This is a genomic window from Stenotrophomonas sp. YJH_SMC_82 (assembly GCF_059368875.1).
Map to the genome: position 1 here is coordinate 417,356 of NZ_JCAFSE010000001.1, position 14,166 is coordinate 431,521.

At 68.1% G+C, this 14,166-nt stretch carries 9 protein-coding genes; 4 read left to right on the forward strand and 5 right to left on the reverse strand.

The window, feature by feature from the left end; translation table 11 throughout:
• Positions 1-135: 135 nt before the first annotated feature.
• Positions 136-2,673, forward strand: coding sequence for a methyl-accepting chemotaxis protein (locus AC5P53_RS01920; RefSeq protein WP_241887572.1), 2,538 nt, complete (start codon positions 136-138; stop codon positions 2,671-2,673).
• A gap of 92 nt (positions 2,674-2,765) precedes the next feature.
• Here AC5P53_RS01920 and AC5P53_RS01925 read toward each other — a convergent pair whose 3' ends face one another.
• The 5 genes from AC5P53_RS01925 to AC5P53_RS01945 all read right to left on the reverse strand — a co-directional run bounded on the left by AC5P53_RS01925 (position 2,766) and on the right by AC5P53_RS01945 (position 11,062).
• Entirely contained in the window at positions 2,766-5,288 is a 2,523-nt protein-coding gene (locus tag AC5P53_RS01925) for a PepSY domain-containing protein (protein WP_495227072.1), read from the reverse strand.
• Between the two features lie 638 nt (positions 5,289-5,926).
• Positions 5,927-6,490 (reverse strand): TlpA family protein disulfide reductase, encoded by a 564-nt coding sequence (locus AC5P53_RS01930; protein WP_134809363.1) that lies wholly within the window; start codon positions 6,488-6,490, stop codon positions 5,927-5,929.
• Positions 6,487-8,868, reverse strand: a complete 2,382-nt coding sequence (locus tag AC5P53_RS01935; RefSeq protein ID WP_053494579.1) for a protein-disulfide reductase DsbD family protein — start codon at positions 8,866-8,868, stop codon at positions 6,487-6,489. Before AC5P53_RS01935 ends, AC5P53_RS01930 begins: the two co-directional genes overlap by 4 nt.
• Positions 8,865-9,203 carry a divalent-cation tolerance protein CutA gene (cutA, locus tag AC5P53_RS01940; RefSeq protein ID WP_014648595.1) on the reverse strand — a complete coding sequence of 113 codons (339 nt, stop codon included), beginning with the start codon at positions 9,201-9,203 and terminating at the stop codon, positions 8,865-8,867. The genes AC5P53_RS01935 and cutA overlap by 4 nt, the downstream gene beginning before the upstream one ends.
• 68 nt (positions 9,204-9,271) lie before the next feature.
• A complete protein-coding gene (locus tag AC5P53_RS01945; RefSeq protein WP_014648594.1) occupies positions 9,272-11,062 on the reverse strand; it encodes an endonuclease in 1,791 nt (596 codons plus the stop codon).
• 311 nt (positions 11,063-11,373) lie between these two features.
• Here AC5P53_RS01945 and AC5P53_RS01950 point away from each other — a divergent pair, with 311 nt between their 5' ends.
• From AC5P53_RS01950 to AC5P53_RS01960, 3 genes are all read left to right on the forward strand, one after another.
• Positions 11,374-11,661 carry a co-chaperone GroES gene (locus tag AC5P53_RS01950; RefSeq protein WP_005411227.1) on the forward strand — a complete coding sequence of 96 codons (288 nt, stop codon included), beginning with the start codon at positions 11,374-11,376 and terminating at the stop codon, positions 11,659-11,661.
• Between the two features lie 81 nt (positions 11,662-11,742).
• Positions 11,743-13,392 (forward strand): chaperonin GroEL, encoded by a 1,650-nt coding sequence (gene groL / locus AC5P53_RS01955; protein ID WP_005411226.1) that lies wholly within the window; start codon positions 11,743-11,745, stop codon positions 13,390-13,392.
• A gap of 134 nt (positions 13,393-13,526) precedes the next feature.
• Positions 13,527-14,138, forward strand: a complete 612-nt coding sequence (locus AC5P53_RS01960; protein WP_032958237.1) for a DUF6445 family protein — start codon at positions 13,527-13,529, stop codon at positions 14,136-14,138.
• Positions 14,139-14,166: the final 28 nt, after the last annotated feature.

Sequence of the window (14,166 nt, forward strand, 5' to 3'; positions counted from 1 at the left end):
GGGTGTCATCCCCCCGTCGCCTGTGCCGGGTACAAAGGCCGCGTCCGCCAGCAATCGGTGGGAGTGAACCAGGAGCGCCCTAAAGTTGCGCCATTTCCCGCCGATACAGGTGCGTCCTTCCGCCTGGAGCCTGTCATGTCGGCCGTCGTCCCCCACCTCCGGTCCCTGCGCATGCGGCTTGCCGCACTGCGCTCGGCGTCCCCCGGCCTGCTGCTGTGGCTGCAGCCGCATCGGCTCAGTGTGGCCAGCAAGCTCAAGGCGACCCTGTGGGTCTGTGGGCTGGGCCTGATCGCGATCGCCGCCGTCTACGCCTGGACCGGCCATGCCAGCACGCAGGCGGCGCGCAGCCAGGCCAGCTACCAGCACGGCAGCGATCTGGCCGCGAGCGTGGCCACGCGGGTGGCCGAGGCGCGTCGTCTGCAGACCCAGTATGCACGTAGTTTCGACGATGCCGACCGCGCGCAGCTGCTGGCGACGCAGAAGGCGCTCCAGGCCGATCTTCAGGCGCTGCGCGCGATGCCGATGGATCCCGGCCGGCGCGAGGCGCTGCGGGCACTGACCGAAGCCGCCGGCGCGTTCTCGCAGGGTGTGGCCGCCCTGTTCGAACGCGTCGATGAGATGGGTCGTGGCGATGCCGGCCTCGCCGCGCAATTGCAGCAGGCCGCCGACGCCCTGCAGGCGCAGGTGGATGCGTTGCAGCGGCCTTCGTTGGCGTTGTCCCTGCAGAAGATGCGCCGCCAGGAGGCACTGCTGCTGCTCGATGGCGACTCCACCCATGCCGACCGTGCGAGCGAAGAAAAGCTGCCGTTCGATCTCGCACTGGTGGGCCTGCCGACCGATGCGCAGGATGCCCTTCGCAACGGCATGGAGGCCTATCAGGCCGCATTGCTGGGCTATACCGCCGCCCGCGTGGGCCTGGATGTAGAGGCGCAATCGCTGCTGGATACCGCCGCCGGCGTGGCGCCGGCGCTGGCCGCCTTCCAGCAGGCCCAGGTGGCGGCGCTGGCCAAGGCACAGGCGCGCCAGCAGGCTGGCGCACGCACCATGAGCGTGCTGTTCGCGGTGACCCTGCTGCTGGTCGCCGGTGTGTTGATCACCAGCCTGGTGCTGGTGCTGCGTGCGGTGCGCCAGCCGATCCAGGACACCCTGCGTTTCGCCAGCGACATCGCCGACGACCGACTCGACACCACCCTGCGCGTCTACAACGCCAACGATGAAATCGGCCAGCTGGCGCAGCGCCTGGTCGACATGCAGCAGCGCCTGCGCGCGCGCATCGAGACCGAGCGTGCCGTGGCGCGCGGCAACACCCGTGTGCGGCAGGCATTGGACAGTGCGCAGACCGGGCTGATGGTGATCGATGCCGAGGGCCGGGTGGCCTACGTCAATCCGGCACTGCTGCAGCAACTCGAGCGCGAGGCCGAAGATCTGGTGGGCAGCGATGCCGTGGGCCTGCATCCGGCGCTGGCCAGCCTGGCCGGCGCGCGCCAGCGCGAGGAGCGCGAGATCGGCCATGCCGGCGTGCGCTACCAGCTGATTGCCAACCCCATCATCGACGAAGGGCAGTTCCTCGGCGTAGCGGTGGAATGGCGCAGTCGTGCGCTGGAGACGCTGCTGGAAACCGAGGTCGCTGCCCTGGTCGATGCTGCAGCACGCGGCGACCTGCATGGCCGTATCGTGCTGGAGGGCAAGCAGGGCTTCGTGCGCAGCTTGTCGACCAGCATCAATCGCCTGCTGGCCACCTTTGAAACCAACCTTGGTGACCTGCAGGCACTGCTGGCTGCGCTGGCCCGCGGCGACCTCAGCGTGCGCATGGAGGGGGACCTGCAGGGCGTGTTCGCGCGCATGCGCGACGATGCCAATGCCACCGTCGCGCAGCTGGGCCGCATCGTCACCCGCATCCAGCAGGCCACCTCCAGCCTGGATACCGGCGTTGGCGAGATCGTCGCCGGCCATCACGATCTGTCGCAGCGCACCGAGCAGCAGGCCGCCAACCTGGAAGAGACCGCGGCGTCGATGCAGGAGCTGACCGATACCGTCGGCCGCAACGCCGATGCCGCAGGCCGCGCCGATGCACTGGTGCAGGGCGCGGCGGCGGTGGCCCAGCGGGGTGGCGAGGCGGTCGGCCAGGTGGTCGCGACCATGCATGGCATCAGCGAAGCCTCGCGACGGATCGGCGACATCACCCAGTTGATCGACGGCATCGCCTTCCAGACCAACATCCTTGCCCTCAATGCGGCGGTGGAAGCTGCGCGTGCCGGCGAGCAGGGCCGCAGCTTCGCCGTGGTGGCCGCCGAAGTGCGCCTGCTGGCGCAGCGCAGTGCCGAGGCGGCCAAGCAGATCAAGGGGCTGATCGAGGATTCGGTGGCGCGTGTCGGCCAGGGCAACCAGCAGGCCGCGCAGGCCGGCACCACGATGGGCGAGATCGTCGGCAGCGTGCAGCAGCTGGCCGAGCTGCTGGCAGGTATCCGCAGTGCGTCGCAGGACCAGCATGCGGGCATCGCTCAGGTGAACCAGACCATCGTGCAGATGGAAGCCAGCACCCAGCGCAACGCCAGTCTGGTGGAAGAGGCCGGTGCCTCCACGGCGCAGATGCAGGCGCAGGTGCGTGCCTTGGCAGAAGCCGTGGGCGCGTTCCGCTTGCAGTCGATGCCGCAGGCGCGCGCGGCGGCCTAGTCAGGCGAGCGTGGGCTCGGCGCTACATCGGCTGCACGAACACTGTAGAGCCGAGCCCATGCTCGGCTCACACCAGCGTTCGGCGGCAGGAATCAATACACGTCGCGGCGGTAGCGCCCGTTTTCCAGCAGCGTTTCCACCGCTTCATCACCCAGCGCGGTTCGCAGCACCTGGTCCACGCCTTCGGCCATGCCCTGCAACGACCCACAGACATGGATCACCGCACCACGGTGCATCCAGTCGCGCAGCGCATCGACGGCCGCACGCAGGCGATCCTGCACGTAACCACCCTCGCCATCGCGCGAGAACGCCAGGTCCACCCGCGTGAGATGGCCATTGGCCTGCCAGGCTTCGATCTCGTCGGCGAACAGGAAGTCGTGTGCGCGCTGGCGTTCACCGAACAGCAGCCAGTGCCCGCGCTCGCCTGCGTGGGCAGCTTCGCGCAACAGGCTGCGCAGCCCGGCGATGCCGGTGCCGTTGCCGATCAGCACCATCGGCGCGCCGCTGACGCGATGGAAACCGGGGTTGCGATGCACGCGGGCGACGATGCCGGCACCGATCGGTGCATGCAACGACAGCCAGCCCGAGCCCAACCCGGCGCGACCGGAGGCGTCATGCACCAGCCGCACCACCAGCTCCACCACGCCATCATCCGTGCAGGAGGCGATCGAATACTCGCGGCTGGGCAGCAGCGGCAGCCCGGCCAGCCACAGGCAGGCATCCTGCACCGCCAGCGCGGCATCGGCCTCGGGCAGCTCGCGTTCACTGGCCAGCGCCAGCAGCGTGCGCGGATGGCCATCGACCAGCAGGGGCTGCAGCGGATCCAGACCGTGTCCCTTCAGCACGGCACCGGCATGCCGCGCGTTGTGGCGGGGTGCGATGTGCAGGATGTCACCCGCCTGCCACTGCACGTCGGCCGGTGCGGCAAGACGGATACGCCAGATGGCTCCGCCGACGCTGCCCGGGTTGAGGTGGTCGCGGCCGAGCAGGCGCCACTCATGCATCTGCGTAGCCGCAGGCAGCACGCTGTCATCGGTGACGATGCCGGTGAGCGTACCCAGCTGCTGCTGCCATTGGCGCAATGCCGGCACCGAAGCGGCATCGACATCGATGCGCTCGAACAGCGGGCGCGCGCCGTTGCCGATCAGCCAGCCATCGAACTGGCGGCCGAAGCCGCAGTAATGCGGGTACTGGCGGTCGCCCAGCGCGAGCAGGCCGAACTGCAGGCGCGACAGGTCCAAGCGTTGTGCGAGCAGCAGCCGCGCCGCGCGGCGCGTGGCATCCGGTGGCTCGCCGTCGCCGAACGTGCTCAGCACGAGCAGCGCCTGGGAGGTGGCCTGCAGCGTCGCGGCATCGACGCGGGCCAGCGATAGCACCTGCACCGCATGACCGGACGCCTGCAGCTGCGCGGCCGCACGCCACGCCAGTTGTTCGCCCAGTCCGCTCTGGCTGGCATGCACCACCAGCCACGGCGGACCACGGCCATCGGTGGTCGTGGCCGGCAGCGCGCGGCGCAGCCCTCGCGCTGCACGCTGGCTGCGGCGGCGGTCCAGGTACAGCATCCAGCCGGTGATGAAGAACAGGCTCATGCCCAGGCTGCTGAGCATCACCACCACGCGCCCGGGCACACCGAAGTAGCTGCCCGAATGCAGCGCGAACACGCTGGTGGCCAGCTGTCCGCCCGCGCCCTGGCGTGCGTACGGGCGGGCATCGAGAACCGCGCCGCTGGCCGGATCGAGCTGCAGCAGGTCATGCGCACGGTCGTGGTGGCCGCCGCGCTGCGACGGATCACCGGCCATCACCCGCACGTTCAGCGCCTGCCCCGGCTTCTCCGGCAGGCGCAGGTCGATGAAGCCGGTGCGCACGCCGGGTAGCGCGTACAGCGTGGCCTCGATGCGATGGACGTCCAGTGCCGCGTCGGCGGCAACCGTGTGCTTTGCCGCCGGCGCCACACCGAGCAGCGTGTTGGCCGCGTTGCGGTACCAGTCGAACGACCACCACAGGCCGGTCAGCGCACTCATCAGGTAGATCAGCAGCACCCAGGTGCCGACCACCGAGTGCAGGCTCCACAGGAAGCCTCGGCCGCTGCGCGTCCACTCCACCGCCAGCCAGCTGCGCCAGTGCCACCAGCGTCGTGGCCAGCGCAGGTAGAGACCGGACAGGGTGAAGAACAGCAGCGCGATTGCACAGCTGCCGGTGATCCACTTGCCGCGCTCACCGGCAGCGAGGTGGCGATGCAGGTCCTCGACGACGTCGAAGAATGCCTGCCCGCGCAGGGCGCTGAAGCGCTCGCCGCTGTACGGATCGAAGTACACCCAGTGTTCCTTGCCGCCGGCAAAGCGCGCGACCGACGGCCGCTGTCCGGTGGCATCCACGCGCAGGCGTTGCAGGGGACGCTCGCTGCCAGCCTGCAGCAACGGCACCAGTTCGCTGAGTGCAAGGGGATGCTGGCCGTCCGCATGGTGCTCGGCGATCTCAGCGAAGCCAGGATTGGCCGCGCGCAGCAGCTCGTCCTCGAAGGACAGCATGGCGCCGCTGAGGCCCATCAGGGCCAGGACGGCACCGGCGGTAATGCCCAGCAGCCAATGCAGTTGGAACAGGACGTTCTTGAACATCGAAGGAGAGGGGCCCGGGAGGCTGCCGCCCGCATCCTGCGCAACAGCAAATGAGAATTAGTCGCGGAATTCTCCGTGGCGCCCTGCCTGCGGTCAAGCAGGGGTTGCCGGCCGGGCTGCGCCCGGCACCCGCGGTAGTGCCGGCCTGGCCGGCAACCTCAGAAGCAACAGCCGAAGCAACAGCGGGTTTCCTGTGAGGAAGCGGGGCGGGTCCGGTTGCGGGGGACGGCGCAAGTACGTCCCTGTAGCCTTGGCCGCGGCATCCATGCCGCGGACACCCCCTCAACCGGACCCACCCCGCCTTCGACAGTTTCCTGCGATCTGTCGGAACGACGTTCTGCTTTGGTGGGTGCCGACCGTTGGTCGGCACGGGGTCTGATTCCGTTCTGAATATCGATATCTGACAGATGTGTCGACCAAGGTCGACACCTACCAACAGCCGCCGGAATCTGTCGAAGGTGGGGCGGTGTGGCTGTGCAGGACCGTTGGCGCCATGGATGGCGCCATCGAGCCCCCACGGACGGGTTTACGGCGTGTCCTGCACGGCCACAGCGCCCCGCCATCCCACGGAAAGCCCGCTTTGGCTGTTGCCGTTGCATTGAGCAGGGTGCAGGGCTGCAAGCCCTGCAAAAACACCCTCACTTCACCCAGCCGTCGATCTCGCCGTGGGCGAACGGCCCCAGCTTTGCCTTCACCCGCCGTCCCTGTGCATCGAACAGCACGCTGTAGGGCAGCAGGCCCTGCGTATTGCCCAGCTGCACGCTGGCATCGCGTGGCCCCGGCGTCTCGACCACGATCGGGTAGTCCACCGGCACCCGCAGCAGGAAAGCGCGCACGTCGTCCGGAGCATCCAGCGCAATGCCCAGCACCTGCACACCGTTGTCGCCCTGGGCTTCGGCGAAGCGGGCCAGTTCGGGCATCTCTTCCACGCAGGGCGCACACCAGCTGGCCCAGACATTGATCAGCAGCGGCCGGCCGGCGAAGCGGGCGCGCAGGTCCAGCGGCTGTTCCGCCAGGTCCGGCAGGATCAGCGCCGGCAAGGGATCACCCACCTGCAGGGCAGGCTTCACGGCCGTCGCTGTGGAAGCCGTCGTTGGCGCGGCCGGTGCAGACGGGCCGGGTGAGAATCGATGCCCGGCCCACAGGCCGAGGCCGGCGGCCAGCACCGCTGTCCACAGCAGCGCTGGCCGTTGCCACTTCATCGTGCGGTGCGCAGCAGCGCTTCCTCGACCACCGCCTGGGTCAACAGGGTCGGCAGCACGGTCGGCGGCGCCCCCGGGCCGTACACCACGTACAGCGGCACGCCCACGGCCTTGTGCTCTTCAAGGAACGTGGTGATCTGCGGGTCGACGTTGGTGTAGTCACCGCGCATGTACACCGCGTTGGTGCGCTTGAGCAGTTCCTTGAACTCCGGCCGCGACAGCACGGCACGTTCATTGGCCTTGCAGCTCACGCACCAGTCGGCAGTCATGTTGACGAACACCACGCGGTTGTCCGCACGCAGGCGGTCCAGCAACTGCGGCGAATACTCGACCACGTTCTCGCTGGCGGCCTGTGCGGCCCGCGCCGGTGGTGCCAGCTGGGTCACGCCCCATGCAGGAACCAGCGCGCCGATCGCCAGCAGCACGCCGAGCAGGGTCACCGCACGCGAGCCGGTCCAGCGATTGCGCTCGAACAGCCACAGGCCGAAGGCGAACAGCAGCAGGCCACCCAGCACCAGTGCCATGCCGTCCACGCCGCGCTGTTTGCCCAGCACCCACAGCAGCCACAGCGCGGTGGCATACATCGGGAAGGCCAGCACGTGCTTGAGCGTTTCCATCCACGGGCCGGGCTTGGGCAGGCGGCGTGCCAGCGCCGGCACGAAGCCGATCAGCAGGAACGGCAGCGCCAGGCCCAGGCCGAGGAACAGGAATACGGTCATCGCCTTCAGCGGCGGGGCAATGAACGCGTAGGCGATCGCCCCGCCCATGAACGGGCCGACGCAGGCGCTGCCGACCAGGCAGGCCAACGCACCGGTGAAGAAATCGCCGGCCGGCCCGCTGCGGCTGGCCAGCGACTGGCCGAGGTTGCCGATGCCACCGCCGAGGGTAAACACGCCGGACAGGCTCAGGCCCACCGCGAACATGATGTAGGCCAGCGCCGCCACCACGCCCGGGTGCTGCAGCTGGAAGCCGATGCCGACGGCGTTGCCGATCGCGCGCAGGCCCACCATCAGCGCGCCGATCACCGCGAACGCGACCAGCACGCCCAGCGTGTACCAGAGGGCATGGCTGCGTGCCCGCTCAGGGCTTTCGCCACTCTGCGCCAGGCTCAGCACCTTCAGCGACAGGATCGGCAGCACGCAGGGCATCAGGTTCAGCACCAGGCCACCGGCCAGCGCCAGCAGCAGCACCCACACGAACGAACGGTCCGGGTTCGGGGTTGTCGCCGGTGGGCGCGTGCGCAGTGCGTTGCCATCGCGCGCGTCGGCGGCGAACTCATTGCGCGCACCCTCACTGCCGCTGGCGGCGGGAGTGGCAATGCCGTCGTTGGGGACGGTCGGCAGCAGGCGCAACGGTGCGCCGTTGGCGGATTCACGTGGCACGCCGGCGGCGGGCAGCGGGCTGATCACCTCGTTGCGCGCTGGCGCCTGGTCAATGCTGGCGGACAGCTTGCCAGCGGGAATCGACAGCTTCACCCGGCGGGTCATCGGCGGGTAGCAGATGCCATCGGTCTGGCAGCCCTGGAAGGTCACCACCAAGGTGCTGTCGACGGCATCAGTGACAGTGCGGCGCAGCGGCAGCGGCACTTCCACCTGGTTGAAGTAGACCGAGACATCGCCGAAGTGCTCGTCGCGATGCGATTGCGCGGCCGGCCAGCGCGGCTTGCCGGCCAGCACGCCGGCGCTGCCTTCCAGCTTCAGCGAGGTGCGGTCGCGATACAGGTAATAGCCGGGCGCTGGGCTGAAGCGCAGCAGCAGGGTGTTGCCGTCACTGGCGATGGCATCGAAGCCGAACGCCTGTTCCGACGGCAGCGGCAGGGCCTGGCTGTTGTTGGCCGCGCCCGGCAGGCGCAGGCCACCGCTGTTGCCGGCACCGGCCAGCGGGTTGTTGAACGGGTTGGCCGCACCGGCACGCGCGGCAGGCACCGCCGCCGCCGCACCGGCGCCCGGCAGGGTGACCTGCACCACGCGCTTCTGCGGCGGGTAGCAGACACCGGCATCGGCGCAGCCCTGGTAACGCACTTCCAGGCTGATGGTGCCGGCAGCCTCGGACGGCGTGCCGGGCAGGGTGGCCTGCAGGCGCTCGCGATAGGTCTCGACTTCGCCGAAGAAATCGTCGTGGTGCTTGTCGCCCTTGGGCATCTGCAGCGCGCCGGCATTGAAGGCCGGGTCGGCCTTGACGCTGGTGCGGTGGCGATAAAGGTAATAGCCCGGTGCGATCTTGAACTGCAGTTGCACCTGGCCCCGTTCGGGGGCACTGGCGGTCAGCGCGAACGCCTGGTCCACCGGCAGCAGGTCCTTCTCATCCAGCGCGAAGGCCGGCAGCGAGAGCCACAACAGGGCGCACAAGGCGGCGCCGCGCGCAAACAGAGTCTTCAATCAGTGTCCTCCCGGGTCTGTGCCCGGATCCAGTCCAGATACGCCGGCAGGCCGGCCCGGGTTTCGACCGCGATGCACTCCGGGAGTTCATACGGATGCAGTGCGACGATCCGGGCAATTGCGTCATCGACGCGGCTCGCGGTGGTTTTCACCAGCAGCTGCAGTTCGGCGTCGGTGGTCACCTCCCCCTGCCAGCGGTAGGTCGACTGCGCGCCATCGAGGCGGGTCACGCATGCCGCCAGGCGCTCGCCGACCAGCGCGTGCGCGATGCGCTCGGCACTGGCCCGGTCCGGGCAGGTGGTCAACAGCAGCAGGACGGGATCGACGGTCGACATGACCGCCGAGTATAGGGCCGCCGCCGGGTCAGGGCCGGGCGGCGGCAGTGGACCGCTGCGTTGCGCGGTCAGTTGGCCAGCTGGCAGGTGGCCGGCTTGGCCGAGGTGAACAGGGCCGGGGTTGCCCACTCGGGGTGGTCGATGAACGGGTTGCGGTTGCCCTGGAAGCTGTAGATCACGTCATTGCGCGCACGCTCGGCATCATCCGGCGGATCGGACAGGTGCCAGTCGATCAGCGTGGACAGCAGGCCCATGTAGGCCGGCGAACTGCTGGTCTTGACGATTTTGCTGCGGTCGTCGGTCAGCTCCAGGTCCGGCTCGGACTGGCCGGTGGCCGCATCCTTGCCGCCCTCGTAACGGATCGCCATGTACATCACCGCACGCGCCATGTCGCCCTTGCGCTTGCCCCACACCTCGAAGGTGCCGGTGTTGCCGTCCGGCGTGCGCACCCAGTTGGAGTTGCCCGGATAGCCGCCGCTGCCGCCGCCCTGGCCGTTGTTGGCCTCGGTGGCGCGCTCGCCGCAGTTGGCGTCGCACTTGCCGAACGGCTTGTTGCCACGGTCGGCGTTCCACTGCGCGTCGGTCAGGTACAGCATGTGGGTGTCGGTATACGGCGCGTACGGCAGGCCCTTGTCACCGGTGGTGGTGGCAAAGCCCAGCGAGTTCGGCCAGGTGTGCTCGCGGTTGTACTTCAGGCCACTGCCACTGCCGGCGCGATCGGTCACCTTGGCGTAGCTGTGGTTGCGATATGCATCGAGGATCCTGCCGGAATTGTTCGGATCCTCGTCGGCGATTTCCAGAATGGTCCAGGTACTGGTGCCCGAGCCGCTGTAAGGGTAGGCGGTGTGGCCCTTGATGGTGGCATGCAGCGAGCAGCGCAGCTGGCTGGGGCTGCTGGTGTTGACCTTGGAGTAATAGCCGGCCGGCACGCCCGGGTTGCCCGGGTCCGGATTGCCGCCGGTGCTGGCCACGGTGAAGGCGATGCGGCTGTCGGCGGCCGGGTGCGCGCCCTGCAGGTCGGTGATGCGCGCGGCGCGGATGTCGAAGCGGCAGGCCTCACCGGCCACCAGCGCAGTGTTGGTGGACAGCTTCACGCTGCGGCCGCTGGCCGGGAAGGTCAACGGCACGCTGCCGGAGGTGCCGCAGCTCAGGGCGAAGGCGCCACTGGCCAGGTTCACCGTCTCGCTGAACACCACTTCCAGGTCGGCGGCGGCCGGGAAGGTGCTGCTGCCCTGCGCCGGGGTGGTGGTGGAGACCGACGGCGGTGTGTTCGGGCCCGGGGTTCCGCCGCCACTGAAGGTCTGGCCGTTGTTGCAGCTGCCGAAGGTCTGCCTGGCCGACTCGGCCCAGGTGAAGTGGGTGTACTGGCTGCCGCTGCCGGTCAGCTGCAGCGAGGTGCCCGCGGCCGTGCTGTTGGTCTCGGCCACCGGGATGTTCTGGCTGGTCATGCCGGCGGCAGGGCCACCGGAGGCGGTGATGGCGCCCTCGTAGCTGAGGAACTGGACCACCTTGCCGCTGGCATCGACCAGGGCGATGCCGTCGTTGGGGCCGTTCTGGATGCCGTTGGTCGGGTAGTTGACCACGGCGATGGTCGCGCTGCCGCAGCCGGCGGCGGTGCCGGCCGGGACCGGGTTGTTGGCGTAGACCGCGGCCGCCGAAGGATTGCTGCCGTTGTAGAGGTAGAGGCGGTAGCCGGACAGGTCCTCGCCGGCGGTGGCGACCACTTCGATGGCTTCGCCGACGTCACCGGCGGCGGTGCTGTCGTCGTAGTGCAGTTCGTTGATGAAAACCTCGGCCTGGGCCGGCGCGGCGGCCAGTGCCAGCAGGCAGGCGGCGGCAAGCGGGGACAGCAATCGCATCGACTACTCCTTGTGATTGGGAATGCCTGACCGAGCCTAAGGCCGATCCAGTGACACTTTGTCGTAAATGAACGTCAGATATCTGACAGTGCGACGCTTGTCACCGAAATTGTCCAAGCCCGACGCCTTGGCCGAGGCGCGCGGGCGGAAAAATTTTTTCATTCCGCCCTTGAAAGGGGGCGGCGGGGCTCCATCTCTGCCCTGCTCCCGACGTTGTCGGGTTTCTTCACGTGCGGTTCTGGCACTCGCCTGGGGTGAGTGCTAACATCGCCGGACTTTTTTAGACCAATCAATCACTTAAGAGGTCTCCTATGAGCATCAAGCCGCTGCACGACCGCGTTGTGGTCAAGCCGATCGAAGCCGACGAAATCTCCGCCGGTGGCATCGTCATCCCCGACTCGGCCAAGGAAAAGTCCACCAAGGGTGAGGTCGTGGCCGTCGGCCCCGGCAAGCCGCTGGACAACGGCAACGTGCGCGCGCCGTCGCTGAAGGTCGGCGACAAGGTCATCTACGGCCAGTACGCCGGCAGCTCGTACAAGAGCGAAGGCGTCGAATACAAGGTCCTGCGCGAAGACGACGTGCTCGCCGTCATCGGCTGAGCCCCGGCGCGACCTGTTTCAACCTGATCCCAAACTCCCAGCCGCCGGGCATCGTCCGGCGCTACCAATGAGGTAAATGCAATGGCTGCCAAGGATATTCGTTTCGGTGAAGACGCCCGTTCGCGCATGGTGCGCGGCGTCAACGTTCTCGCCAATGCCGTCAAGGCCACCCTGGGCCCGAAGGGCCGCAACGTCGTGCTGGAAAAGAGCTTCGGCGCGCCGACCATCACCAAGGACGGCGTCTCCGTCGCCAAGGAGATCGAACTGGCTGACAAGTTCGAGAACATGGGCGCGCAGATGGTGAAGGAAGTTGCTTCGCGCACCAACGACGATGCCGGCGACGGCACCACCACCGCCACCGTGCTGGCCCAGGCCCTGATCCGCGAAGGCGCCAAGGCCGTTGCCGCCGGCATGAACCCGATGGACCTCAAGCGCGGTATCGACAAGGCCGTCTCGGCCGCCGTCGCCGAGCTGAAGAACATCTCCAAGCCGACCGCCGACGACAAGGCGATCGCCCAGGTCGGTACCATCTCGGCCAACTCGGACGAGTCGATCGGCCAGATCATCGCTGACGCGATGAAGGAAGTCGGCAAGGAAGGCGTCATCACCGTTGAAGAAGGCTCGGGCCTGGACAACGAGCTGGACGTGGTCAAGGGCATGCAGTTCGACCGCGGCTACCTGTCGCCGTACTTCATCAACAACCAGCAGTCGCAGACCGCTGACCTGGATGACCCGTTCATCCTGCTGCACGACAAGAAGATCTCCAACGTCCGTGACCTGCTGCCGGTGCTGGAAGGCGTCGCCAAGGCCGGCAAGCCGCTGCTGATCGTGGCCGAGGAAGTTGAAGGCGAAGCGCTGGCCACCCTGGTAGTCAACACCATCCGTGGCATCGTCAAGGTCGTGGCCGTCAAGGCCCCGGGCTTCGGCGACCGTCGCAAGGCGATGCTGGAAGACATGGCCGTGCTGACCGGCGGCACCGTGATCTCCGAAGAAGTCGGCCTGTCGCTGGAGAAGGCCACCATCAAGGACCTGGGCCGCGCCAAGAAGGTGCAGGTCTCCAAGGAGAACACCACCATCATCGACGGCGTCGGCGACAAGGCCAACGTTGATGCACGCGTGGCGCAGATCAAGACCCAGATCCAGGACACCTCCTCGGATTACGACCGCGAGAAGCTGCAGGAACGCGTGGCCAAGCTGGCCGGCGGTGTTGCCGTGATCAAGGTCGGCGCCTCGACCGAAATCGAAATGAAGGAAAAGAAGGATCGCGTCGACGACGCCCTGCACGCGACCCGTGCGGCCGTTGAAGAAGGCGTGGTTCCGGGCGGCGGCGTTGCCCTAGTCCGCGCGATCACCGCGCTGGCCGGCCTGAAGGGCGCCAACGAAGACCAGAACCACGGCATCCAGATCGCCCTGCGCGCGATGGAAGCCCCGCTGCGCGAGATCGTGGCCAACGCCGGTGACGAGCCGTCGGTCATCATCAACAAGGTCAAGGAAGGCACCGGCAGCTTCGGTTACAACGCCGCCACCGGCGAGTTCGGCGACATGCTGCAGTTCGGCATCCTGGACCCGACCAAGGTGACCCGTTCGGCGCTGCAGAACGCCGCCTCGATCGCTGGCCTGATGATCACCACCGAAGCCATGGTTGCCGAAGCTCCGAAGAAGGACGAGCCGGCCATGGGTGGCGCCGGTGGCATGGGCGGCATGGGTGGCATGGGCGGCATGGACTTCTAAGTCCACGTCCCCCGGGCGGTCGTTGCCGACCCTGGTCGGCACGCCCTCCCGATGCAAGGAAGAACCCCGCCGCAAGGCGGGGTTTTTCGTTGCCCGGTTGCCGCCGCAGCAGCGCATCGCTACGCTCGGTGGCCATGCCTACCTCCTTCATCGTCGTCGACGACTTCCTTTCTCCTGCCGATGCGCAGGGGCTGCGCCAGGCGGCGCTGGGCCTGACCTATCCGGTGCAGGAGGGTGCATTCCCCGGCCGCAATTCGCAGCAGCGGCTGGAACTGGATGGGCTGTCCGGCGCGGTCTCGCGGCTGGTCAACGAACCGCTGCGGCCGGTCAACCCACTGCAGTCGCATGGCAAGTTCCGCCTTACCCTGGCCGGTGACACCGGCCGCGCCAAGGTGCACGCCGATCACTCGCACTGGTCGGGCATCCTCTACCTGAGTGCACCGGAGCACTGCGAGGGCGGCACCGAGTTCTTCCGCCACCGCCGTACCGGCACCGAGCGCATGGCCCTGGATGCAGCGGAGCTGGCCGCATTGGGCTATGCCAACGGCGGCGACATGCATCGTGACATCATCGAGCGCGACAGCAACGACGACAGCCAGTGGGAAATGACCATGCGCATCCCGATGCGTTTCAACCGGCTGGTGCTGCTGCGGCCCTGGTTCTGGCATACCGCCGGGCCAGCGTTCGGCGACCGCCCGGAGAATGGCCGGCTGGTGTACCTGATGTTCTTCGAGCAGGCGCGCTGAGCGGAGCAGGCATCCACGCGTGAGGTGG

What these genes read in the sequence shown, in the direction of transcription:
- AC5P53_RS01945 (WP_014648594.1), bottom strand. Translation starts at nt 11,062, where the DNA reads ATGCGATTGCTGTCCCCGCTTGCCGCCGCCTGCCTGCTGGCACTGGCC.
- AC5P53_RS01920 (WP_241887572.1), top strand. Translation starts at nt 136, where the DNA reads ATGTCGGCCGTCGTCCCCCACCTCCGGTCCCTGCGCATGCGGCTTGCC.
- AC5P53_RS01960 (WP_032958237.1), top strand. Translation starts at nt 13,527, where the DNA reads ATGCCTACCTCCTTCATCGTCGTCGACGACTTCCTTTCTCCTGCCGAT.
- AC5P53_RS01930 (WP_134809363.1), bottom strand. Translation starts at nt 6,490, where the DNA reads ATGAAGTGGCAACGGCCAGCGCTGCTGTGGACAGCGGTGCTGGCCGCC.
- AC5P53_RS01950 (WP_005411227.1), top strand. Translation starts at nt 11,374, where the DNA reads ATGAGCATCAAGCCGCTGCACGACCGCGTTGTGGTCAAGCCGATCGAA.
- AC5P53_RS01925 (WP_495227072.1), bottom strand. Translation starts at nt 5,288, where the DNA reads ATGTTCAAGAACGTCCTGTTCCAACTGCATTGGCTGCTGGGCATTACC.
- cutA (WP_014648595.1), bottom strand. Translation starts at nt 9,203, where the DNA reads ATGTCGACCGTCGATCCCGTCCTGCTGCTGTTGACCACCTGCCCGGAC.
- groL (WP_005411226.1), top strand. Translation starts at nt 11,743, where the DNA reads ATGGCTGCCAAGGATATTCGTTTCGGTGAAGACGCCCGTTCGCGCATG.